The sequence below is a fragment of the Chromatiales bacterium genome (genome assembly GCA_020445605.1).
Lineage (GTDB): Bacteria > Pseudomonadota > Gammaproteobacteria > JAGRGH01 > JAGRGH01 > JAGRGH01.
The window spans coordinates 66,482-87,257 of record JAGRGH010000031.1; the positions used below are offsets into that span (position 1 = coordinate 66,482).

17 protein-coding genes are annotated in these 20,776 nt (G+C 65.5%); 8 read left to right on the forward strand and 9 right to left on the reverse strand.

The features are described from left to right. The first annotated feature begins 8 nt into the window (after positions 1 to 8). The 8 genes from KDG50_05300 (at position 9) to KDG50_05335 (ending at position 9,710) form a co-directional block, all read left to right on the forward strand. On the forward strand, positions 9 to 737 hold the full coding sequence (locus tag KDG50_05300) for a UDP-2,3-diacylglucosamine diphosphatase (GenBank protein MCB1864824.1): 729 nt from the start codon (positions 9 to 11) through the stop codon (positions 735 to 737). Positions 738 to 779: 42 nt separating this feature from the next. Next, positions 780 to 2,345, forward strand: a complete 1,566-nt coding sequence (locus KDG50_05305; GenBank protein MCB1864825.1) for an acyl-CoA ligase (AMP-forming), exosortase A system-associated — start codon at positions 780 to 782, stop codon at positions 2,343 to 2,345. Then, a complete protein-coding gene (locus tag KDG50_05310; protein MCB1864826.1) occupies positions 2,342 to 3,577 on the forward strand; it encodes a pyridoxal-dependent decarboxylase, exosortase A system-associated in 1,236 nt (411 codons plus the stop codon). Before KDG50_05305 ends, KDG50_05310 begins: the two co-directional genes overlap by 4 nt. Positions 3,578 to 3,922: 345 nt before the next feature. Beyond that, positions 3,923 to 4,750 carry a hypothetical protein gene (locus KDG50_05315; GenBank protein MCB1864827.1) on the forward strand — a complete coding sequence of 276 codons (828 nt, stop codon included), beginning with the start codon at positions 3,923 to 3,925 and terminating at the stop codon, positions 4,748 to 4,750. Positions 4,751 to 4,961: 211 nt separating this feature from the next. Beyond that, positions 4,962 to 5,864, forward strand: coding sequence for a hypothetical protein (locus KDG50_05320; GenBank protein MCB1864828.1), 903 nt, complete (start codon positions 4,962 to 4,964; stop codon positions 5,862 to 5,864). Between the two features lie 177 nt (positions 5,865 to 6,041). Then, positions 6,042 to 6,272: a ribbon-helix-helix protein, CopG family gene (locus KDG50_05325; protein MCB1864829.1), complete on the forward strand. Its 231-nt coding sequence runs from the start codon at positions 6,042 to 6,044 to the stop codon at positions 6,270 to 6,272. Further along, positions 6,262 to 6,678, forward strand: a complete 417-nt coding sequence (locus tag KDG50_05330; GenBank protein MCB1864830.1) for a PIN domain-containing protein — start codon at positions 6,262 to 6,264, stop codon at positions 6,676 to 6,678. Before KDG50_05325 ends, KDG50_05330 begins: the two co-directional genes overlap by 11 nt. 53 nt (positions 6,679 to 6,731) lie before the next feature. Then, positions 6,732 to 9,710 carry an alkaline phosphatase family protein gene (locus tag KDG50_05335; GenBank protein MCB1864831.1) on the forward strand — a complete coding sequence of 993 codons (2,979 nt, stop codon included), beginning with the start codon at positions 6,732 to 6,734 and terminating at the stop codon, positions 9,708 to 9,710. Between the two features lie 206 nt (positions 9,711 to 9,916). Here the strand turns inward: KDG50_05335 and KDG50_05340 are convergent, their stop codons facing one another. The 9 genes from KDG50_05340 to prsT all read right to left on the reverse strand — a co-directional run bounded on the left by KDG50_05340 (position 9,917) and on the right by prsT (position 20,702). Beyond that, the gene (locus tag KDG50_05340; GenBank protein MCB1864832.1) at positions 9,917 to 10,885 is read right to left on the reverse strand and encodes an aspartyl/asparaginyl beta-hydroxylase domain-containing protein; all 969 of its coding nucleotides are present in this window, start codon (positions 10,883 to 10,885) and stop codon (positions 9,917 to 9,919) included. A gap of 432 nt (positions 10,886 to 11,317) precedes the next feature. Beyond that, the gene (locus KDG50_05345; GenBank protein ID MCB1864833.1) at positions 11,318 to 11,554 is read right to left on the reverse strand and encodes a LysM peptidoglycan-binding domain-containing protein; all 237 of its coding nucleotides are present in this window, start codon (positions 11,552 to 11,554) and stop codon (positions 11,318 to 11,320) included. Between the two features lie 128 nt (positions 11,555 to 11,682). After that, complete coding sequence (locus KDG50_05350; protein MCB1864834.1) at positions 11,683 to 12,168, reverse strand: DUF1249 domain-containing protein; 486 nt, start codon at positions 12,166 to 12,168, stop codon at positions 11,683 to 11,685. A gap of 8 nt (positions 12,169 to 12,176) precedes the next feature. Then, entirely contained in the window at positions 12,177 to 12,551 is a 375-nt protein-coding gene (gene trxA, locus KDG50_05355) for a thioredoxin (GenBank protein ID MCB1864835.1), read from the reverse strand. A gap of 135 nt (positions 12,552 to 12,686) precedes the next feature. Further along, entirely contained in the window at positions 12,687 to 14,591 is a 1,905-nt protein-coding gene (htpG, locus tag KDG50_05360; protein ID MCB1864836.1) for a molecular chaperone HtpG, read from the reverse strand. A gap of 180 nt (positions 14,592 to 14,771) precedes the next feature. After that, positions 14,772 to 15,236 (reverse strand): DUF962 domain-containing protein, encoded by a 465-nt coding sequence (locus tag KDG50_05365; GenBank protein MCB1864837.1) that lies wholly within the window; start codon positions 15,234 to 15,236, stop codon positions 14,772 to 14,774. Between the two features lie 28 nt (positions 15,237 to 15,264). Then, complete coding sequence (locus tag KDG50_05370; GenBank protein MCB1864838.1) at positions 15,265 to 16,197, reverse strand: general secretion pathway protein GspB; 933 nt, start codon at positions 16,195 to 16,197, stop codon at positions 15,265 to 15,267. Position 16,198: 1 nt separating this feature from the next. Beyond that, positions 16,199 to 17,908 carry an AAA family ATPase gene (locus KDG50_05375; GenBank protein MCB1864839.1) on the reverse strand — a complete coding sequence of 570 codons (1,710 nt, stop codon included), beginning with the start codon at positions 17,906 to 17,908 and terminating at the stop codon, positions 16,199 to 16,201. A gap of 34 nt (positions 17,909 to 17,942) precedes the next feature. After that, the gene (gene prsT, locus KDG50_05380) at positions 17,943 to 20,702 is read right to left on the reverse strand and encodes a PEP-CTERM system TPR-repeat protein PrsT (protein MCB1864840.1); all 2,760 of its coding nucleotides are present in this window, start codon (positions 20,700 to 20,702) and stop codon (positions 17,943 to 17,945) included. Between the last annotated feature and the right edge of the window lie 74 nt (positions 20,703 to 20,776).

Genomic DNA, 20,776 nt, shown 5'->3' on the forward strand with positions numbered 1-20,776 from the left:
GCGCCACGATGTCGCAAAGCCTGTTCATCTCCGACCTGCATCTCGCCGACGAACGTCCGGCGACGGTCGCGCTGTTCCTGCGCTTTGCCGCCGGACGCGCGCGCGACGCCGAGCGGCTCTACATCCTCGGCGACCTGTTCGATGCCTGGGTGGGCGATGACGACAGCGATGGCTGTCATGGCGAAGTCATCGGGGCATTGCGTGATCTGACCGCTGCCGGCACTGCGGTATTCATTCAGCACGGCAACCGGGATTTCATGCTCGGCGGCGCGTTTGCGAACAGCACGGGCGCGCAGATCATCGACGACCCACACCGTGTGCAGCTCGGCAGCGTCGACACCCTGCTCATGCACGGCGATCTGCTGTGTACCGATGACGTGCAGTACCAGGCGGTGCGGCGCATGGTGCGCGATCCGGCCTGGCAGGCACCGTTGCTGGCACGCCCACTCGCCGAGCGGCGCGCGCTGGCGGCCGAATATCGAAAGAAGAGCGGCGAGACGACCTCGCTGCTGCCGGCGGACATCATGGACGTCAACGCCGACACCGTGATCGAAACCATGCGCGCGCAGTCGGTCAGCAGACTCATTCACGGCCACACGCATCGTCCCGGCGATTTCCCCGTCGCACTGGGGACGACGGAGGCCGAGCGCATCGTGCTTGCGGACTGGCACGAAGACGGCGGCGAAGTGCTGGTCGCCGACGACAACGGCCTGCACCGCGAAGCCGTGACGCACTGAGGCGCCCGCGCCCGGCGGCGCCGAACCACTCGCGGCAAGTTCATGCCTACCCTGATCGGCGATCTGATCCTCGAAGCGGCGCAGCGCACGCCGGATGCCATCGCGCTGCGCCATGCGAAACAGGCGCTCGGCTATGCGCAACTCGCCGACGCGGTGGAGCGCGTGGCCGGCGCAATCGCCGGGCTCGGTCTCGCACGCGGCGAACGCGTGGCGGTCTATCTGCCCAAGCGCTTTGAAACCGTCATTGCGCTGTTCGCCGCCGCGCGCGCGGGCCTGTGTTTCGTGCCGGTCAATCCCGTGCTCAAGGCCGAACAGGTCGGCCACATCCTGCGCGACTGCAATGTACGCGTGCTGATCAGCCAGGCCGCGCGGTTCGATGGCCTCGGCGCGGAAATCGCGGCGAGTGCGGACCTGCGCGCGCTCGTCAGCGTGGACACGGCACCCGTCACAGCTTCCGGCCTCGCGGTATTCGACTGGTCCGGATTCGCCGACACCCCCGGCGCCGCCCTGCACCGCTCGATCGACGCCGACCTCGCGGCGATCCTGTATACCTCGGGCTCCACCGGCAGGCCGAAAGGCGTGGTGCTCTCGCACCGCAACCTGGTCGCCGGTGCCCAGAGCGTGGCCGAGTACCTGCAAAACACCACGGACGACCGTCTGCTCGCGGCGCTGCCGTTCAGCTTCGACTATGGTTTCAGCCAGCTCACGACGGCGTTCCTGACCGGCGCATCGGTCACGCTGCTGGATTTTCTGCTGCCGCGCGATGTGCTGCGCGCGATCGAACGCGACCGCATCACCGGGCTCGCCGGCGTGCCGCCGATGTGGGCGCAGCTCGCGCAGCTCGAATGGCCGGCCGGGCTCGACAAGCATCTGCGCTATCTCACGAACTCCGGCGGCAAGATGCCACGCGCGGTGCTCGACGCCCTGCGTGCGCAGGTGCCGAAGGCGCAGGTGTTCCTGATGTACGGGCTGACCGAGGCGTTCCGCTCGACCTATCTGCCGCCCGCGGAAATCGACCGCCGGCCGGATTCCATGGGCCGTGCGATCCCGAATGCCGAGATCCTCGTCGTGCGCGAGGACGGCAGCGAGTGCGACGCGAACGAGACCGGCGAACTCGTGCACCGCGGCGCACTGGTCGGACTCGGCTACTGGAACGACCCCGCGCGCACCGCCGAACGTTACCGTCCGGCGCCGTGCCGGCCCGGCGAGATTCCCGTCGCCGAGACCGCCGTGTGGTCCGGCGATCTGGTCAGGCGCGATACCGACGGCTACCTTTACTTTGAAGGGCGCCGCGACGACATGATCAAGACCTCGGGTTATCGCGTGAGCCCGACCGAGGTCGAGGAAGTCGTCTATCGCTGCGCGGGCGTGGCCGAGGTCGCGGCCGTGGGGATCGAGCACGCCATGCTTGGCCAGGCGATCGTGCTGCTGATCGTCGCCACTGGCGAGACCGATCCCAGCGCAACGATCATGGAGATCTGCCGCGGCGCCCTGCCGAACTACATGCAGCCGGCCGAGGTGATCGTGCGCGACGCACTGCCCAGAAATGCCAACGGCAAGATCGACCGCCGCGCGCTGGCGCTCGAATACCGGGCGCTGTTCGCATGAGCCGCACACCACTCCTGCATGCGGCCATGGACCAGTTCGCCGTGCACGGCGCGGACCTGATCGCCAGCGGCGAAACCATCGCCGCGCTCGCCGCGCGCGAGGAGACCACGCCGCTATATCTCTACGACCGTGCCGTGGTCGACGCACAGATCCAGCGCGTGCGCGACGCCCTGCCCGAACGCGTGCATCTGCACTACGCCATCAAGGCGAACCCGATGCCCGAACTGGTCTCGCATATCGCCGCCCAGGTCGACGGGCTCGACGTCGCCTCGCTCGGCGAGCTGCAGATCGCGATGCAGTCCGGCATGCACCACGCGAACATCAGCTTCGCGGGCCCCGGCAAGCGCGACGAGGAACTCAATCTTGCGATCGAGACCGGCATCGTCATTCACTGCGAATCACCGGGCGAACTCGACCGCATCGCGCGGATCGGTGCCGAGCTGGGGGTCGCGCCGCGCGTGGCGCTACGCGTGAATCCGGACTTCGAACTCAAGACCTCGGGCATGAAGATGAGCGGCGGTCCGAAGCCGTTCGGCATCGACGCCGAACAGGTGCCCGCCGTGCTTGCGCGCATGGCCGAGCTGGATGTCCAGTTCATCGGCTTTCACATCTTCTCCGGGTCGCAGAACCTGCGGCCGGAATCGATCATCGAGGCGCAGAACGCGAGCTTCGAGCTTGCAGCCAAGCTCGCCGAAGTCGCGCCGGGACCGGTGCAGATCCTGAACATCGGCGGCGGTTTCGGCATTCCGTATTTTCCGGGCGAGGAATGGCTCGATCTCGCGCCGATCGGCGCGAACCTGCATGAACAGCTCGCGCAGCTGCCGGCCATCCTGCGCGAGGCCGAGATCGTCGTCGAACTCGGGCGCTACCTGGTCGGCCCGGCCGGGCTGTACGTCTGCCGCGTGATTGATCGAAAGGTCTCGCGCGGACTCGTCTACCTGGTCACGGACGGGGGCCTGCACCACCATCTGGCCGCAAGCGGCAACTTCGGCCAGGTGATCCGCAAGAACTATCCCGTCGCGATTGCCAACCGCATGGATTCAACCGAGCGCGAGACGGTTTCCATCGTCGGGCCGCTGTGCACGCCGCTCGATCTGCTCGCCGACCGCATGGAACTGCCGCAGGCCGAACCCGGCGATCTGGTCGTGATCTACCAGTCCGGCGCCTACGGCTACAGCGCCAGCCCGCGCGCGTTCCTGAGCCACCCGGATGCAACCGAAAGGTTGATCTGAGCACATCGCGATCAAGCCACCCAGGCTCGCCGATGCAAGGAAAAATTATTGTCCGGCGCCGGCGAGAGGCCGAGAAAAGAGATTCAACAGTCCGCTGAACCTCTCGGAAATGCACCTCCGTAGCCCTGAGTGCGCAAAACCATCACGGCAGCGGCGCAGGCACGGCTGTAAACCTGTGCGTGTCGCCGTGTCGAAAAACTTTACAATTCCGGCACGAAAACCCGCCTCCGCCCACGGTTGAAAACCTGAAACGCGTGCAAAAACCACGGATTGAAAAATCTGGTATGAAACGTGCTTAATCGGTAGGGTTTTCACCAAACTCCAGATTCCTCGGGGAACCAGCAAATGACAACCTGTAGCGACGTCGCGACGGCCGATCTCGACTCGGACCTCGACGCCTACTCGCGCCGCGCGGCGCGCAGCGGCGGCCGCAAGTCCCCGGCCGAACTGCTCGGCTACACCGCCGCCGCGACCGGCATGGCCTTTGCCGGCGGCGATGCCATGGCCAGCGTCATGCACATGACAACGCCGCAGACATTCTCGGTTGGCTCTAATTCGTTGAAGAATTTCCTTTTCGATGTAGACGGCGCCGGTGCCCCTGACTTTTTCTTTGTCCTGGGCCACGCCTTTTACACAGGCGGCGGGACCTCCTACGGTTCCGCGTTCGCGGAGCTGGGCTTCGCCGCTCCAGGGCGCGCGCTGAAGGGGCCTACATTCTTGGCCGACCTGGTCGCCGGCGCGCTTATTGGGCCCACTGGGTCCTTTGGGAGTGGCCCCTTCTACTCCGTCAGCACCTATAGCGGTGTTACCTCGAGTGTCCGGGGAAGCTTTAGCCCTAGTTCGACGGGCCTCCTAGGTTTCCGGTTTACCGGCGCCACGGGGGTGCCAGGAACCCAGTATGGCTGGGCGCAGATTCACGTCGCTGCCAGGCCCGGGCCAGGAGGTTCCGCGTCGCTGACCATCTCTGAGTGGGCCTTCGAGAACTGCGGAGATTCGATTCAGGCTGGTCAGACTTCGGGTGTGGGCAGCTGCGATGCCGTCAGCACGCCGGCACCCTCGCCGGCCACCCCGCTGCTGGCCCTGCTGGGCCTCGGCGCCATGGGCATCCGCCGCTATCGCGAGCGCCGCGAGGTGGGACTGAAGCGCCTCGCGGAATCCGCCGCGCCGGCCTGATTCATCGCCCCACGGGCGGCTCAGACGCAGGCCGTCCCGGTCAGCGCCCGATTCCGGTGGCCGCAAGCCATCAGGGCTGCGGCGCAGGCACGGCTGTAAACTTGTGCGCGTCGCCGTGTCGAAAAACTTTACAATTCCGGCACGAAAACCCGTCTCCGCCCACGTTCGAAAACCTGAAACCCACGCATAAACAATGGGTTGAAAATTTGGCATGAAAAGTGCCGTTATTTTGACGGGTTTAATCACACACCAAATTCCTCGGGAAAGAAAAGCAATGAACACCCGCAGCGACTCCGAAACTCCTGAACTCGACTCAAGCTTGGATGCCTACGCGCGCCGCGCCGCGCGAACAGGCAGCCGCAAGACCCCGGCTGAACTGCTCGGCTACACCGCTGCGGCCACGGGCATGGCCTTCGCCGGCGGTGACGCGATGGCCGCCGTCATCCATATCAATGCGATGCCGCAGAACTTCTCCATTGGTTCTTCTGGTTTCCAAGCCTTTGACTGGGACATCGATGGCGCGGGCGGCGACGACCTGCAGTTCAGGTTGAACCATTTCTACACCTACTCGGGGGGGGAGACCTCCACAACCAGCGGATCGGTTTGGGCGGCGGTTTCGGGCGGGCTCCCTGGTCGTGCGCTCATGAGCGGCGGGTTTCCCGCCAATCTGATCTTTGGCCAACTCATCGGCGCCGCGGGCGCGTTTGGGATCGGCACGCTGTATTCGATATCAACCTTTTCCGGCGTTCCTAGCAGCTTCGTTGGAAACTTCTCTAACACCTCCAGCGGTTACCTGGGCTTCCGGTTCACGGGCTCCACGGGCGTCCCCGGCACCCAGTACGGCTGGGCGCGCATCCATATCGAGTTGTTTCCGGGGGAGGACGGTGGCGCCACGCTGACGATCTCGGAGTGGGCCTTCGAGAACTGCGGTGATTCGATCACCGCCGGCCAGACTTCGGGCCTTGGTAGCTGCGATCCGACCGGCACGCCGGCCCCCTCGCCGGCCACCCCGCTGCTGGCGCTGTTGGGTCTGGGCGCCATGGGCATCCGCCGCTATCGCGAGCGCCGCCACGCGGCCCTGGAGCGACTGGCGGGGGAACCGGCGCCGGCCTGATCTCCGGCGCTCCGAACGGGCCGGATTGGCGTTGCCAGTCCGGCCTTTTTCGTTTCTAGCTCAATGACCGCGGCGTGAGCGTTCACCGGGATTCGCACCTGCCGGGCCGGTGGCTGAATTTCCGCTTCAAGGCCGATTCGCGGCTATACTGTGTAGCTGTGAGACTGTGAGATCGCCATGAAGAACATCACCGTATCCGTCGACGACGAGACCTACCGTCAGGCCCGCATCCTCGCCGCGCAGCGCGGTACCTCGGTCAGCGCCATGGTCCGGGCCTATCTCGAGCAGTTGCGGCAGTCGGCCACGCCGGAGGCGGATCGTGCGGCGCCCCTGTTCGCCGCGCTGGACAAGGCCGGCGAGTTCGTGGCGGCCCGGCGCATGACGCGCGAACAGGCCCATGAGCGCTGAGGCATTCCTGGACACCAACATCCTGCTCTACGCGATCTCCAGCGCTCCCGCGGAGCAGGCCAAACGCACCACCGCTAGGGCGCTGCTGGCGGCCGGGGACTGGGGCGTCTCCGTTCAGGTGTTGCAGGAGTTCTATGTCAACGCGACGCGGGGCCCACATCCGGCGATGAACCACGCGGACGCCACGGCCGTGGTCGAACAGTTCATGCAGCGACCGCTGGTCGTCACCGACCCGGCGTTGATGCGTACCGCGCTGATGGTCAAAGACCGCTACCAGCTCGCCTACTGGGACGCCGCCATCGTGGCCGCCGCCCAGCAGCTTGCGGCCACGGTCCTGTACTCGGAAGACCTGAACGCCGGGCAAGACTACGCCGGCGTCACGGTGGTCAATCCGTTCCGGGTGTAGTCCGCCACGCGCGCGTGGCAATCTTTTGACTTTGATTTTTCGAGCACCAAGAGATGGCTAATAAAGTACTGGTGATCGGTTGGGACGCGGCCGACTGGAAGACCATGGACCGCCTCATGGACACCGGTCAGATGCCCATCCTGCAAGGGCTGGTCGAGCGCGGCACACGCGGCAACCTGACCACGCTGCACCCGGTGCTTTCGCCCATGCTTTGGACCAGCATCGCCACCGGCAAGCGCCCGTTCAAACACGGCATCCACGGCTTCGCCGAGCCCGATCCGGCCGGCGGCGCACGGCCGATCACCAACCTCGGCCGCAAGACCAAGGCGATCTGGAACATCCTCAACCAGCAGGGCCTGCGCTCCACCGTGGTCGGCTGGTGGCCCAGTCACCCGGCCGAACCCATCAACGGCGTAATGGTCTCGGACATGTTCCAAAAAGCCCCCAAGGTCGACAAGGGAGTCGGCCAGCCCTGGCCGATGAAACCGGAAACGGTTCACCCCGAACGACTGGCCGAGGAACTCGCCGAGTTCCGCGTGCGCCCGGAGGAGATGAGCGCCGACGTGCTCGAGCCTTTCATCCCGAAGCTCATGGACATCGATCTCGAGAAGGACAAGCGCGCAATCGGCGTCGCGAAGATCCTCGCCGAGACGGCCAGCGTCCAGGCCGCCGCGGATTATCTGATCGACCGCGAGCCCTGGGACTTCATGGCCGTGTACTTCGACGGCATCGACCACTTCGGCCACGGCTTCATGAAGTACCACCCGCCGCGCCAGGACTGGATACCCGAGCGCGACTTCGAGCTGTACTCGAACGTGATCGACATGGGCTACAAGTTCCATGACCTGATGCTCGGCCAGATGCTGAGCAAGATCGACCTCGCCGAGACCATCGTCGTCATGTGCTCGGACCACGGCTTCCACCCCGATCACCTGCGCCCGCGCGCCATCCCGAAGGAGCCGGCCGGCCCCGCCGCCGAGCACCGCGAACACGGCATGTTCCTGATCGCCGGTCCCGGTATCCGCAAGGATCACCTGGTCCACGGCGCGACCCTGCTTGACGTGACGCCGACTATTCTCGCGGTATACGGCCTGCCGATCGGCGAGGACATGGACGGCGAACCCCTGCTGGACTGCTTCGAGACCGAACCCGAACTGCAATGGATCGAGTCCTGGGACGCAGTCGAAGGTGAGGCCGGCCTGCACCCGGAGGGCAAGGAGATGCCCACCGCCGACAGTGCCGAGACCATGCAACAGCTCGTGGACCTGGGCTACATCGACAAGCCCGACGTGGACCTCTCCGTCGCGCAAAAGCAGACCCAGCGCGAGCTGGACTACAACCTCGCCGAGTCCCTGATGCACGCCGGGCGCTTCGCCCACGCCATCGGTCACCTGGAGCGTCTGTGGGGGGAATGGCCCATGGAGCACCGCTTTGGCGTGCGCCTTGCGTACTGCGCGCAGATGCTCGGACAGACCGGCTTCCAGCGCGAGATCGTCGAGACCCTGTTGCAGCGTCGGCAGGACGAAGCCAGCGCCGCGCGCGAAAAGCTGCGCGAGTTCCACAAGGTGCTGAAACAACGCAAGGCCGAACGCGGCGAGGCAACCGAACAGGACGAAGCCGCGCTCGAGCAGGAGGCGACGAAGGAGGCCGAGGCCGAGCGCCTGCGTCAATCGCTGGATGTGCCCGAGGAAGAGAAGGCGGAAGAAGAAAAGCCGCTGATGGGCGTCAAGGAGCGCGAGCAGTACCTGAACCTGCAGTCCAAGGCGCGCTTCAGCCCGTATTTCATGCACTACCTGCTTGGCAACGTGCTGTTCGACGAGGGCAAGTACGAGCAAGCGCTCGAGGTGTTGAACAAGGCCGAGAAGGCCAGCCCCAAGTCCACGCGCCTGCTTACGCTCATCGGCCGCGTGTACCTGGAGATGAAACGCCCGAAAGACGCCGAGCAGGCGTTCATGCGGGTGATCGAATTCGACCCGCTGCACCCGGACGCCTTCCTCGGCCTGACCCGCGTCACCCTGCACCGGCGGCAATTCAAGCGGGCCGCGCAGCTGGCGCTGAAAACCATCGGACTGCGCTACCAGTTCCCGTGGGCGCACCACTGCCTCGGCCTCGCGCTGGAAGGCATGAAACGCTACCAGCGCGCCACGCAGGCGTTCGAGATGGCGGTCAGCCAGAACCCGAACTTTCTCGATGCCCATCGTCGCCTGGAACACCTGTATGCGCATGTGCTCGGCAATTCGACGGCCATGAGGGAGAAGGCCGAGGAACACACTCGGGCGATCGCGGAGATCGGCCAGCGCGTCGAGGAACATCGCGCCCGGCGCATGGCGCGACTGGCAAAGATCGACGGCGGCGCCGACGTGAAACCCGTGAAGCTCGACGATCCGAACGCCGAGCCGCCGCGCGACCCGGTCCTCGATCAGCCCCCGTGCGAGATCGTGGTCGTTTCCGGCCTGCCGCGCTCAGGCACCAGCATGATGATGCAGATGCTCGAGGCCGGCGGCCTGCCGCCGCTGACCGACGGCCAGCGCGCAGCCGACGGCGACAACCCCAGGGGTTATTACGAATTCGAGCGCGCCAAGCGCCTGATGACCGACCGCGGCTGGCTGCCGGAGGCCGACGGCAAGGCCGTGAAGATCATCGCGCAACTGCTGGCCTATCTGCCGCCGCAGCCACACCGCTACCGCGTCGTTTTCATGGAACGCGACCTGGACGAGGTCACTGCCTCGCAGGCGCGGATGCTGGAGAACCTGGACAAGAAGGGCGCGCGCCTGCCGCAGGAAAAACTCAGGCAGACCTATGCCGGCCAACTGGCCGCGCTGAAAAAGCTGCTCGATCAGCACCGCGGCGTGCAGGTGCTGTGGCTGAACCACGCGGAGGTGATCGCCGAGCCCCAGAAAATGGCCCGGCGAATTGCACTGTTCCTCGATCGCGAGATGGACGAGGCGGCCATGGCCGAGGTCGTGGACCCGAGCCTGCACCGGCAGCGCACAAGCCAGGAGCCTGGGCCGGTTGCGCAGACCGCAGGCTGACTGCAGTGGCCTCGCCACGGAATTCAAACTCCAGGGAAACTCTGAATTGTCAGAGTTTCCCGCGGCACATGGACGTGCCACCATTTTCAAAGGGCGTAGGACGTCGAAAATGCAAGAAAACGAAAAATTGCACCTTTTCGTTTTCACTGCTCTGGCAATCCGGGACGAATTGCCCAGACCTTCCCCGGGTTATCCGGCGATCTCGATCAAAACGCGAGCAGAATCAGCTGAACGACCCCATATACAACGGCCCCCAGCAGGACCAATAACAGGCTGTTGACAATATATTTCAGCGTCTTGTAGAGCGGACGGTTGGTTTTCTTCAGTTCTTTGGTGCGCTTCAGTAGCGGTGAGAGAGTCGCAAAGACTCGATTGTAAGCGCCCTGTTTATCTTCACTGGTATTCGGCACCACTGAGAATCGGACAATCCCCTTGTAAAACCACTGGACCGCTCGGCCGATGATGCCCATCGGACGTTCAACATCACACATCAGGATCAGGCGTGATTGATCGGTGTTGTTCAGGGCGTAATGGAGGTAGGTTTCATCGAAGATCAGCGCTTCACCATCGCGCCACGAATAGTCCCGACCATCGACATTGATGAAACAGCGGTCATCGTTGGGCGTTTTCAACCCCAGGTGGAACCGCAACGAGACGGCGGCCGGATCAAGGTGGCGGGTGAGTTTTGAGCCGGGCGGCAGCAAGGTGAACATCGCGCCATTGACAGTCCTGACCCGGGAAAGGATGTCGACCGTTCTAGGACAATGTCTCTTCGCCGACGCGTGGGTATAGCCGTACCAGGTGACGTAAAACTTGCTCCAGCCGTATTTGTAGAAAGTGCGGAACCCCACATCGTAGTAAGAGGCCTCGCCTTCCCGGGTTGTCTGGTCGAAAAAGCCGATTTCGGTCAGCGCTACAGCCTCTTCGCGTATGAGCTCCCAGTTCTCCTGGATTTCCCGCAGCTCGGGGAAATCCGCCGTATCCATGATGGCCCTGCGCGCGCGTTTTTCGGTATTGAGATAGAGCAGGCAGTTGAGCGGGGTAAAAACAGGCCAGCCCTTGCGCAGATATTCCGACAAGCCCGCGTATCGAACCTCGCCCCGGTAGCGGTAGACGTACCAGATCGAACCGACGACAAATAGAACGAAGACGCCCAGTGCGATCGATGCAGTCATGTTCACGCTTTCGAACTGAGCGCGGTCGGAGAAGTTCCGGACGTGCTGGGAAAAATAATGGCCGTTTCCAGATAGATCCCGCCGGTTTCTGGTCTGGTCTCAGCCCACGGGCAAGCCTGCGTTGCGTCCCAAAACCGGCTGACGCAGTGACAACAATGCTTAAGCCCCTCCCACTTCCCTCACAGCCGGCAGCCCCCCGTAGCCGGCCGCGACGAATCCCCGACGGGTGGACGGGAACACAGCGCCCTGTTCGACTTCGCGCGCTTTCGACAGCTTGCTGCCGCGAAAAAAGGCGGAATTTCCCTGTGCCGCAGGAAACTCTGAATTCTTCAGGGGTTCCCTTTCAACGGCTTGCAGCCGCCGTTCGGCGACACCTCCATGTGCCGCGGGAAACTCTGAATCGTTCAGAGTTTCCTTGGCAGCATCCAGCGCTCAGCGATTCGGCGGCAGCGCGAGCACCTGGCCGATGGAGATCACGTTGCAATTGGCCAGTGCGTTGAGTTCGCACATCGCGCGCCAGCGATTGCCGGCCAGTTTGCCGAGGGTGTCTCCCGGCGCGACGACGATGTAGTCATCGGCCTGTGCCGAGGTCACCATGAACGCCTGGGCCGGCGAGACGGCCACGAACGATGCCAGCGCGAGTGCACCGGCGGTCATCAGCTTGCGCATGGGTTGAATCTCCTGTTGCGGGGACGCGGATCGTGCCTGTTTTACAGGACGGATCATGGCGGCAAGATGATCTGTTGCAAGCGGTGCCGAAAAAAATCCACCGAGGCGGACATCGGGCCGCCGGGGGATCAGGCGGCGGCGGGTGGCGGATCGCCGAAGCGGCGGTCGCGGGCCAGCTGCCAGCGCAGCCATTTTTCCAGAAACAGGTTCACGGCCCACTTCAGACGCAGCCCGCGGCGATCCGGCGACTGCGCGCTGAACGCGCGGCACAGCACCCCATCGCAGGCGAGGAACGTGACTTCGGCCTGGCGCGCGTCGTGATAGATACGCAGATGGATTTCCAGTGTTTCGCGTGAACGCGCACCGGCCGCGGTGGCCATGCGACAGATCATGCGCAGCGCGGTGGTGTACGGCGTCTGCTCGTCGACGTGAAAGGTGTACTGGACGCCGGCATCTTCAATGGGCTCGCGCGCGCCGCTCCACAGCCGCAGATCGGGCACAAGCAGCAGCACGCGACGGTAGTTCTGTTCGCAGAGATCCAGCAGCCGGCCGACGCTGGGCTGGTCCGACCTGACCGTCGCGCTTAGAAACTCCCGGACCGCAACGGCGTTCATCGATTTGCTCAGGCCTTTGCGGATTCCTGCCGCGCGGCGATTTCGGCCCGCACCTTGTCCATGTCGAGATTGCGCGCCTGACCGATGAGATCCTGAAACGCCGATTCCGGCAATGCCCCGGGGTTGCTGTAGATGATGATCTGATCGCGGAAGATCATCAGCGTCGGGATCGAGCGGATACCGAACATCTGCGCGAGTGCGGTTTCGTCCTCGGTGTTCACCTTGGCGAAGACGATGTCATCGTGCTCGCCGGAGACCTTCTCGTAGACCGGGGCGAACGAGCGGCACGGGCCGCACCAAGGCGCCCAGAAATCCACGATCACGAACCCGTTGTCGGTGATCGTCTGGTCAAAATCGGTTTGCGTCAGTTCGGTTACGGCCACTTGGCCCTCCGCAGATTCTTGGCTTGAAGGGGAGTATATCAGCCGCCCGCAAAAGCGTACGGGCAGTTCATTTTCATACTGTCTTGCGCGGTTTTTCGGCGCGAATGGCGCGATTTTTGCCTGCGCCTAACCCGATCAGTGCGCCCGCACCAGGAGTTCGTTGATGCGCCGGACGAATCCGGCCGGATCCTCGAGCGTCCCGCCCTCGGCCAGCACGGACTGATCGAACAGGACCCGCGCCAGATCGCCGAACCGATCGGTGTCGGATTCATCGGCCATGCGTTGCACCAGCGGATGCGCGAGATTGACTTCCAGTATGGGCTGATGCGCCGGAACTTCCTGGCCGACCTCCTTGAGAATGCGCGCCAGATTGCTGTTGAGATCGTGTTCGTCGGCCACCAGACACGCCGCCGAACGCGTAAGCCGCTTGCTGGCGCGCGCCTGCTTGATGCGCTCGCCCAGCGCCGTAGCGATGCGATTCAGCACGGCCTTGTCGGCACGTGCCGGATCGGTCGCGCTGTCGGATTCATCCGCGGTCTGGCCTTCGGTTGCGGACTTGATGGCGTCCAGGTCCACCTCGCCGCGCGCAATCGAGACCAGCGACTTGCCCGCGAACTCCGGCAGATGCGCGACCAGCCATTCGTCCACGCGATCGCCAAGCAACAGCACCTCGACTCCACGCGCCTCGAATGCCTCCAGATGCGGGCTGTGACGCGCGGCCGAAACGGTTTCGGCCGTGATGTAGTAGATCTTGTCCTGCCCCTCCGGCATGCGCGCGATGTAATCATCCAGCGAGGTGTCGGCCTTGTCGCCCTCACTGCGTGTGGATGCGAAACGCAGCAGTTTCGCGATGCGCCCGGCGTTCTCGTGGTCTTCCGCCGGGCCTTCTTTCAGCACGCCGCCAAACAGCGACCAGAACTTCGCATACTGCTCGGGATTGTCGCCGGCCATCGACTCCAGCAGACCCAGCACGCGTTTGACCGACGCGCTGCGAATGGAATCGATCACGCGATTTTTCTGCAGGAGCTCGCGCGAGACGTTCAGCGGCAGGTCATCGGAATCGATCACGCCGCGCACGAAACGCAGGTAGCCCGGCAGCAGCTGCTCGGCGTCGTCCATGATGAACACGCGCTTTACATAGAGCTTTACGCCATGGCGACGTTCGCGATCCCACAGATCGAACGGCGCGCGGGCCGGAATGTACAGCAGCGAGCTGTACTCGTTGTTGCCCTCGACACGGTTGTGGATCCAGGTCAGTGGATCCTCGAAGTCGTGGGCGATGTGCTTGTATAGCGCCTTGTAGTCGTCGTCGCTGACCTCCGCCTTGGGCCGCATCCACAGTGCCGAGGCGCGATTGATGGCCTCGGACTCGCCGGTCTTGCCGTCTGCGTCCGTGACGCTCAGATGGATCGGCACGGCGATGTGATCGGAATACCTGCGCACGATGTCACGCACGCGGAAATTCTCCGCGAACTCGTACGCATCCTCGCGCAGATGCACGATGACCTGCGTGCCGCGGCTGGCCTTCTCGACCGATTCCAGCGTGTAGCCACCCTTGCCGTCGGATTCCCAGCGCACGGCATCGGCGGGCTCCGCGCCGGCGCGCCGGGTGATCACCTCGACCCGGTCGGCCACGATGAACGCCGAATAGAAGCCGACGCCGAACTGCCCGATCAGGCGGTTGTCCTTCTTCGCGTCGCCACTGAGCTGCTCGAGAAAGCGCCGCGTGCCGGAGTGGGCGATGGTGCCGAGGTTGTCGATGACCTCCTCGCGCGACATGCCGATGCCGTTGTCGCTGATCGTGAGCGTGTGGGTCTTTTCGTCCAGCGCGAGGTCGATGCGCGACTCGCTGTCGCCGGCATACAGCGCGTCGTTGCCGAGCGCCTCGAAGCGCAGCTTGTCGACCGCGTCCGAGGCGTTGGAGATCAGCTCGCGCAGAAAAATCTCGCGATGGCTGTACAGCGAATGGATGACGAGGTCCAGGATCTGCCGGACTTCGGCCTGAAATTCGTGGCGTTCGATCGTGGCGTTATCGTTCATGTTCTGCGGTTGGTCTGCGCGGCTTCGGAAACAACTGGCTCGGGAATGTAGGGCCAGCCGCGCGCCAGTTCAACCGCAGCCACCAGCCACCAGCCACCAGCCACCAGCCACCAGCCACCAGCCGCCAGCCGCCAGCCGCTGGGAACTGGGAACTGGGAACTGGAAGCTGGAAGCTGGAAGCTAGAACCCGATGCCCAGACGCCGATACAGGTGCGCCAGCACCCATGCCGGGCCGATCAGCAGAAACTGCACGTCCTCGAAGAACGACGGCCGGCGCCCTTCGATCAGGTGGCCGACGAACTGGCCGATCCAGCCCACGATGAAGATGGCGAGACTGGTCTGCCAGACCGGCCAGGGCAGCCGCTGGAGCGCTTCGACACCGAGCAGAAAGACCCCGCCCACCAGCGCCATCCCCAACCCCAAGGCTACGGACAGACGCAGGTAGTAGGCGATCACGAGCGCAAGCCCCAGCGTGCCCCAGTGCATAAACGCCCAAGGCTCCACAAATGCAGGGCCGGGCAGTGCCGCCAGCAGGCCGACCACGCTGAGCGCGATGGCCGGCACGCATACGACATGCAGCGCGATGTTGCGTGGGTGCTGGTGACTCACGCGGTAGGCATCGAACCATTGGTCCAGCGTTCGCATGAGCGAAGTCTAGACGAACTCCCTGCAGTTAATGCGGCGGCAGCCAGCGCTGATCGAGCCGCAGCGAGAAGGCCCGGTCGCCGAATTCGAGAATCACCCCGTCGGGCGTCACTTCCCGCAGCCGCAGCGCGCCGTCGAGTGCATCGCCCTCGCGCGATAGCCGGCCGTTGATCCGCGCCAGGCGCTCGGCCGCTGTGTCGGAATACACATGCATGGAGATGCCGACCTGCGGAATGTCGAGTCGCCTTTCGATCGGCAGGTCGAACAGGTTCGGGACGCCACTGGTAGCCGGCGTCGCGGGCCGTTGTGGCGGCGCGTGTACCGACCGCGGCTGCGGCCCCGGCGAACGCCTGCTCGCGATGGCCTCGACCACGACGGGTTCGGCGAGGGGATGCGCCGGCGCCGGCTCGGCGGGCGGTGTCGACACGGGCTCGCGCTCGGGCGGCAAGGCCTCAATGGCCGGCTCATCCGGGCCGGCGGCGAGCTCGACCCCCGACGCGGGCTCCGGTTCGTCGCGATCTCCGCTCGCTGGCAGGGGCGCGGATTCGACCCTGCTCGGCTCGGCCCGCGCCTGGCGCTGGCGACGTTCGGCAAGCATGCGGGTACGTGCGGCCGCGATGGCCTCGGCATCCAGGGTGGGGACTCGCCGTGCCACAACGGGTTCCGCCGGGACCGCTGAAGGTGCCGCTGCCAGCGCGATCGGCTCCGGCTCGGGCACGACAGCCACGGCGGACGCCTCGTCCGCGGATGGGGAGGCAGGCGGTGGTGCGCCATCGCGCAGCAACGCCCAGCCCAGACCGACCGCGAGCACGGCGACGACGACCAGCGCCATCCACAGCATGCGCCGGGCCGGAGGGCCTTCTATCGCGGCGGGCCTGGGCGCTGGCGTATGCAGGCCGGGTGCCGTCGCATTGCGGCGTTCGGCGTCCGATCGCTCCAGCGCCTTGAGCAGGTACGACATCTCAGCCCTCGCCCAGACGCGGGCCCGCGTCGCCGCGCACCGCGCGCAACCGCATGATGGTGCGCGGACCGACAATGCCATCCGCGGTCAGGCCGTGCTGCTGCTGGAACGCAATGACAGCGGCGCGGGTCGCATCGCCGAAGCGGCCAGCGTCGAGCAGTACGTCGGTCGCACCCAGAGCGACCAGCGTCGTCTGCAACCAGCGCACACCCTCGCCCGCATCGCCGGCAGCCACCACGGTCGCCCCGCCCGGCGCGGGACGCCAGATGACCTGTGCGTCACCGAACCAGGCGGTCGCGAGCCGCTCGCGTGGCCAGTGCAGGCGCTCGCCGTCGTAGCCCAGCGTGACGTTCCGCTCGTCCGCGCCGAGCAGCGCGAGCCAGCCGTCGCCACCATCGGCGGCGTACAGGTGCAGCACCGCGGGCCGGTCATGGGCCAGCAGCCGGTCATAGTCCAGGGCCGCTTCCAGGCAGGCCAGCCCGGCGGCCTCGACCGCGGCACAGGGCCGCTCGGCGTCGACGCCGCCAGCCTCGACCTGCCAGCGTTCGAGCACGGCGCGAAACGCCGCGTCCGGTCTGCGCACGGCGGCCCAGTCCAGCGTCGTTGCGATGGGGGCGGACGAAACGCCGCCGTCACTGCCTGTGGCCGTTGCGGCGGGTACCGCCGCGGGCGCGGGGGACTGCGGAATCTCCGCCGCCACGGCAGTGATCGCCCCAGGCACGGGCGCCGGCAGGTTTCCGGCAACGATCGCGGGCCGCTCGATCGGTTCGGCTTCGGCGGGTGCGGCGACCACGGCGCGTCCGGACTCGTGTCCAAGCCACCAGGCCAGAACGGCAATCGCGGCGATTCCGGCCAGCCCCCCCGCCACCGCCGGCCATAGCCAGGCGGGCCTGCGGCCGGGATCGGAACCGAGCACCTCGCCGGCCGCGCGGCGAATCATGCGCGCATCGACCAGGCGCCGGTGTTCCGCGTAGGCACCGAGCAGGGCGCGGTCACAGATGCTGTTGATCAGCCGCGGAATTCCCCCGCTGGCGCGGTACAGCGGCGCAAAGCAGCTGCGCTCGAACAGGGTGTTGCGAGCACCGGCGACCTCCAGCCGATGCTCCACGTAGACCGGCAGCTCGTCGGCGCGCAGCGGCTCGATGTGATAGCGCGCGGTGATGCGCTGGGCGAGCTGGCGCAGTTCCGGTTTCGCCAGCAGGGCCCGCAGTTCCGGCTGACCGACCAGCACGATCTGCAACAGCTTGCGGGTCGTGGTCTCGAGATTCGTCAACAGGCGCAGCTGTTCGAGGACCTTCGCGCTGAGGTTCTGCGCCTCGTCGATCAGGAGCACGGTATTGCGCCCCTGTGCGTGCGCGGCCAGCAGATGCGCGTTCAGCACATCGATCCAGGCCTTGAGGCTGTTGCGATGTTCCGGGTGCGTGACCCCGAGTTCGTCACAGATCGTCGCCAGCAGCTCGCCGACCCCGAGCCGTGGATTGAGCACCAGCGCGACATCGGAATTCTCGGGCAGCTGCGCGAGCAGCGCGCGGCAGATCGTTGTCTTGCCGGTGCCGACCTCGCCGGTCAGCAGCACGAACGCGCCCTCGCCCTGAAACGCATAGAGCAGATGGGCGAGCGCCTCGCGGTGGCGCTCGCTCATGTACAGGTAGCGCGGATCCGGCGCGATCGTGAACGGCGGCGCCTTCAGCCCGAAGTAGTCGTAGTACATGCCCGTCGCGGGCGTGTTTCAGTCCGACACGGACTCAGCGCAGACCGCGCAGGATCTTCTCCGCGTCGGCGCGCCCCGTGAACGCCTCGGTGCCCTCCAGAGAAGCCTTCAGTCGCGTGCGCGCCTCGCTGTTGCGGCCGAGCTTCGCCAGCGCGGCACCGATGTGGTACTGGATGTCCGGCAGTTTCGGCAGCCGCAGGGCCGCCTCGTGCAGGTGCACGAGACCCTCGTCGATGCGACCCTCGTTGACCAGGATCCAGCCCAGCGTGTCGGCGACCTCGCCGCGGTCCGGCGCCAGACTCAGCGCCTTGCGTGCGGTCGGCACCGAGCGATCGTCGCCGACTTCGTGATACAGCCAGGCGAGGTTGTTCAGCGCCATGACATGGTCGGGCTCGATACCGATGATCTGCTCGTAGGCCTTGATCGCGTCCTGTTTGCGGTCGGACTGGTGCAGTAGGGACGCCAGCGCCACCGTGCCCGGCAGGTCTTTCGGGTTCGCGTTGAGCCAGGTGCGCAGGACCTGCTCGGCGCCGGCGGTGTCCTTGAGTCCGAATTTCGACTGCGCAAGCAACACGACCAGCGGGCTGGTCGGCCGCAGTGCGATGGTCTGCTCCAGGGCGTTCACGGCGTTGCGCGTATCGCCCTTGCGCGACCAGGTGTTCGCTTCGAGCTGATGGCCGACCCAGGCCTGCTCCTTCGACTGCTGCAACAGGCGCGCGATCTTCAGGGCGTCGTCGTAACGCTTGTCTTCGTTGTACAGATTGGCCAGCGCGACGCCGATATTGGCCGAGCCCGGATCCAGTTCCCAGCCCTTTTCCAGGCTGGAGCGCGCGTCACGCGGATCGCCGGCGTCACGCTGGGCGACCCCCAGCAGATACCAGGACTCCGGTGAAGTCGGCGTGAGTTCGGTGAGCTTGCGGAACGAGCCGATCGCCGCGGCCCGGTCGGCATTGCGCAGCTGTGCGACACCCAGCAAGCGCAGCGCCGTCGGATTCTTGGGGTTGTTCTGGGCCATCTGCCGTGCAACCCGCAGCGCCTTCAGCGTATCGCTCTGCTGCTCGTAGTATCCGAGCAGTTTGACGCCGGGCTGCAGATCGGTCGGGTTCTCCGCCATGGCGCGTTCCAGCCAGTCGATCGCGTCCGGTTCCTTGCCACGCTTCTCGGCGACTTCGGCGAGGATGATGTAGCTGTTACTGTTTTTCGGATCGTCGCGAATCACCCCGCGCAGGCGCTTTTCCGCGGCGTCCAGCTCACCGACCGAAACATCCATGCGCGCGAGATTGAACACCGCGGTGTAGAACTTCGGATCGACCTTCAGCGCGGCCTCGAACTCCTCGCGCGCGGCCTCGCGATTGCCATTGCCGAGCAGGGCTGCCGCCGCCAGGTTATGACCGATCGGGTCGTTGGGGTGACGCTTGATCATGTTGCGCGCGGCCGTCAGCGCCGCGGAGTAGTCCTTCTTCTTCAGCTCGAGCAGGATCAGCAGCACGTCCGCCTGGGTCAGGTTGGTACCCAGATCCAGCGCCTGACGCAGCTCCGTTTCGGCCTCGTTCGACTGTCCCGTGAACAGGTGTCCGAGCGCGAGCTGGGCGCGCAGCGCCGATTCGTCCGGCGCCAGCTCCACCGCGCGTTCGACCAGTTCGACACCGCCGGTTGCATCGCCGGCCTGCATCTTGGCGCTGCCCAGCAAGGCCAGTAGCTGGGCGTTGTCCGGGTTCAGACGCACGATCGGTTCGAGCACCTGCACGGCCTCGTTCGCCCGCTGGAGGCGAATCAGCGTCGCGGCCAGCAGCTTGACGGCCTGGACGTCCGTGGGCGCGGCCTCGAGATAGCGGCGCAGGTGGCCGTCGGCGGTATCGAACTGATTGTCCTGGTAGGCCAGCACGCCGAGGAACAGGTGCGCGGCCGGATAGTCCGGCAGCTTTGCGAGGCTCTGCTGAAACAGGTCGCGCGCGGCCTCCATGCGCCGTTCCTGGTAGGCGACCAGGCCACGGAAATAGATCAGATACGGCGAGCCCGCCAGGCGTTTTTCCGCCTCTCTCAGGTCGGCCTTGGCAGCCTCCAGTTCGGAGGTCATCAGGTAGGCCGAGATGCGCCGGATACGCGCCAGGCCGTGCCAGGGTTCGCGCTCGAGGACGATGCCGAGCTGCTCGATGGCGGCCTTCGCCTTGCCCTCGCGCAGGAGTTCCTCGGCCAGCACGACGCGCGCATTCGCAAGATCGGGTTCGCGCTTGACCAGGTCGCCGGCCACCAATTTGGCCCGTGCGAAGTCGCCGCGGGTCTGGGCGATATTGGCCTCGGCGAACACGACATCGCGCTGGTTCGAATCCGCAGCCCGCGCCGCGGCCAGGGCCTTGTCGGCAGCGACCGGGTCGCGCTGGCTTTGCAGGGCCAGTGCGCGATACGCCAGCACCCGGGCGCGCGTCTCGGCGGGCAGGTCGTCCGACGCCTTGGTCTCGTTCAGCAGCTCGCTGTGCTTGCCCTGCTGCAACAGCGCCTCGCCGAGGTCCGCGATCCACACCGACCGAGCAGCGCCCAAGTCGGCGGCACGGCGCAGCTCCTTCTCCGCAGGCGCGCCAAGGTAGACCGCAAGATAGGTTTTGGCGAGAAGCAGCCGGGCCTGCAGGTTGTTCGGTTCGCGCTGCAGCGCGTTCTTGAGTTCGATCACCGCAGCCTGGAAATCGCGCTTGCCAATGAGCTCTCGCGCGCTGCCCAGGTGTTTCTCCACCGTCTGCGCAGCGAGGGGCGGCGAAATCGCCGAAACCAGACAGGCCACGAGCAATATCACCCGCATCCGGGGTGTCGTACGGTCAATCATATGAGCCTCATTGTGGTATGCCCCGGCGCCCGGTCGGTGACCCGGCCTGG

What these genes read in the sequence shown, in the direction of transcription:
- KDG50_05320 (MCB1864828.1), top strand. Translation starts at nt 4,962, where the DNA reads ATGAAAAGTGCCGTTATTTTGACGGGTTTAATCACACACCAAATTCCT.
- KDG50_05345 (MCB1864833.1), bottom strand. Translation starts at nt 11,554, where the DNA reads ATGCGCAAGCTGATGACCGCCGGTGCACTCGCGCTGGCATCGTTCGTG.
- htpG (MCB1864836.1), bottom strand. Translation starts at nt 14,591, where the DNA reads ATGAACGATAACGCCACGATCGAACGCCACGAATTTCAGGCCGAAGTC.
- KDG50_05375 (MCB1864839.1), bottom strand. Translation starts at nt 17,908, where the DNA reads ATGTACTACGACTACTTCGGGCTGAAGGCGCCGCCGTTCACGATCGCG.
- KDG50_05300 (MCB1864824.1), top strand. Translation starts at nt 9, where the DNA reads ATGTCGCAAAGCCTGTTCATCTCCGACCTGCATCTCGCCGACGAACGT.
- KDG50_05340 (MCB1864832.1), bottom strand. Translation starts at nt 10,885, where the DNA reads ATGACTGCATCGATCGCACTGGGCGTCTTCGTTCTATTTGTCGTCGGT.
- KDG50_05350 (MCB1864834.1), bottom strand. Translation starts at nt 12,168, where the DNA reads ATGAACGCCGTTGCGGTCCGGGAGTTTCTAAGCGCGACGGTCAGGTCG.
- KDG50_05370 (MCB1864838.1), bottom strand. Translation starts at nt 16,197, where the DNA reads ATGTCGTACCTGCTCAAGGCGCTGGAGCGATCGGACGCCGAACGCCGC.
- KDG50_05305 (MCB1864825.1), top strand. Translation starts at nt 780, where the DNA reads ATGCCTACCCTGATCGGCGATCTGATCCTCGAAGCGGCGCAGCGCACG.
- prsT (MCB1864840.1), bottom strand. Translation starts at nt 20,702, where the DNA reads ATGCGGGTGATATTGCTCGTGGCCTGTCTGGTTTCGGCGATTTCGCCG.
- KDG50_05310 (MCB1864826.1), top strand. Translation starts at nt 2,342, where the DNA reads ATGAGCCGCACACCACTCCTGCATGCGGCCATGGACCAGTTCGCCGTG.
- KDG50_05315 (MCB1864827.1), top strand. Translation starts at nt 3,923, where the DNA reads ATGACAACCTGTAGCGACGTCGCGACGGCCGATCTCGACTCGGACCTC.
- KDG50_05335 (MCB1864831.1), top strand. Translation starts at nt 6,732, where the DNA reads ATGGCTAATAAAGTACTGGTGATCGGTTGGGACGCGGCCGACTGGAAG.
- KDG50_05325 (MCB1864829.1), top strand. Translation starts at nt 6,042, where the DNA reads ATGAAGAACATCACCGTATCCGTCGACGACGAGACCTACCGTCAGGCC.
- KDG50_05330 (MCB1864830.1), top strand. Translation starts at nt 6,262, where the DNA reads ATGAGCGCTGAGGCATTCCTGGACACCAACATCCTGCTCTACGCGATC.
- KDG50_05365 (MCB1864837.1), bottom strand. Translation starts at nt 15,236, where the DNA reads ATGCGAACGCTGGACCAATGGTTCGATGCCTACCGCGTGAGTCACCAG.